2 protein-coding genes are annotated in these 1,720 nt (G+C 69.3%); both read right to left on the reverse strand.

Annotated features, from left to right (window positions below; genetic code table 11):
• Positions 1–95 precede the first annotated feature (95 nt).
• Positions 96–1,106: a methylmalonyl Co-A mutase-associated GTPase MeaB gene (gene meaB / locus Q0066_RS03935; RefSeq protein WP_298130262.1), complete on the reverse strand. Its 1,011-nt coding sequence runs from the start codon at positions 1,104–1,106 to the stop codon at positions 96–98.
• 225 nt (positions 1,107–1,331) lie between these two features.
• The coding region (locus Q0066_RS03940) for a cobalamin-dependent protein (protein ID WP_298130263.1) at positions 1,332–1,720 on the reverse strand (389 nt) is incomplete at its 5' end.

Below are 1,720 nucleotides of genomic sequence, written 5' to 3' on the forward strand. Positions count from 1 at the left end.
GTAGCCGTTGGTTGAGCTTGTCGAAACCAACTCTCGGCAGGCTCGACCGACGGCCACTCCGCCACTCCGCCACTCGGTCACTCCGCCACCGATGGTCAGCGGGTCCCCGGCCAGAGCGCCGGGACGTCCGCGACGAACGCGCGAACGAGCTCCTCCGCGCCCTCCAGCGCCGAGATCTCGTTGCCGGCGATGGCGGCTTCGATGCCGCCGCGCAACGTCCGCACCCGTGGGGAGGCGCGGACGCCGTCCAGCACCTCGCCCTCGACCAGCGACCACAGCCACTCGATCTGCTGCCGTGCCCTTCTCGGCTCCAACCCACCGTTGGATTCCAGGTAGGCGCGGTGATCGAGCACCGCTTGCCACACCTCGTCCAGGCCCTTACCGGTGAGCGCCGAACTGGTCAGCACCGGCGGGCGGCGGGCGTGCGGATCGGAGCTGATCAGCTTCATCGCGATGGTCAGCTCACGCGCGGTCACCCGGGCCTCGCCCTCGTGGTCGCCGTCGGCCTTGTTGACGGTGATCACGTCGGCCATCTCGAGGATGCCGCGTTTGATGCCCTGCAGCTGGTCACCGGCCCGGGCCAGCGCGATCAGCAGGAAGGTGTCCACCATGCCGGCGACCGCCACCTCGGACTGCCCCACCCCCACGGTCTCGACCAGCACCACGTCGAAGCCGGCGGCCTCCATCACGATCATCGACTCGCGGGTGGCCCGCGCCACGCCGCCCAGATGCCCACCGGACGGCGACGGCCGCACATAGGCGCTGTCGGACGCGGCGAGTGCCGCCATCCGCGTCCGGTCACCGAGGATGGAGCCACCGGTTCGTGACGATGACGGGTCGACGGCCAGCACGGCGATCCGGTGCCCGTCCTCGATCAGCCGGATGCCGAGTGCGTCGATGAACGTCGATTTGCCCGCCCCGGGGACACCGGTGATGCCGACCCGCACCGACCGTCCGCTGTCCGGCGTGAGCAGCCGGAGCAGTTCCTTGGCTCGCTCCCGATGCTCCGGACGCGACGACTCCAGCAGCGTGATCGCACGGGCGATGTGCGGACGCGAGCCCTCCCGGACCCGCCCGGCCAGCTCGTCCGGACTCAACCTACGCATGCAGCCACCCTCTCAAACCCGCATGTTCGGGGACGGTTCTTCGACGTTCGACTTTCGCACTTCGGGGGACGGTTCTTTTCGTTCCAAGGACTTTCGCACTTCGGGGGACGGTTCTTTTCGTTCCAGGGGACGGTTCCTTTCGTTCCAAGGGTGAGCGAAGGAAACGTCACCGGTGACCAGATGAGCCGTCCCCGGTGACCGGGAGAACTGTCCCCGCGGACACCGTCAGTCTTCTTCCAGCCGATCCTGGAGCTTCTCCAGCAACTCCACGGCGGCCTCGGGGATCACCGTGCCGGGTGGGTAGATCGCGTCGGCACCGGCTGCCCGCAGCTCGTCGAAGTCCTGCGCCGGGATGACGCCGCCGACGACGATCATCATGTCGTCGCGGCCCAGGGCGTCCAGTTCGGCGCGCAGCGCGGGCACCAGGGTCAGGTGGCCGGCCGCCAGGGACGACACCCCGACGACGTGGACGTCGGCCTCGACCGCCTGCCGGGCCACCTCACCGGGGGTCTGGAACAGCGGGCCGACGTCGACGTCGAAGCCGAGGTCGGCGAACGCCGTCGAGATCACCTTCTGGCCGCGGTCGTGACCGTCCTGGCCCATCTTGGCGACCA

The organism is Micropruina sp. (assembly GCF_027492755.1).
Classification (GTDB): Bacteria; Actinomycetota; Actinomycetes; order Propionibacteriales; family Propionibacteriaceae; genus Micropruina.

Excerpts from the sequence above, each read along its gene's own strand:
- meaB (WP_298130262.1), bottom strand. The coding sequence starts at position 1,106 with ATGCGTAGGTTGAGTCCGGACGAGCTGGCCGGGCGGGTCCGGGAGGGC.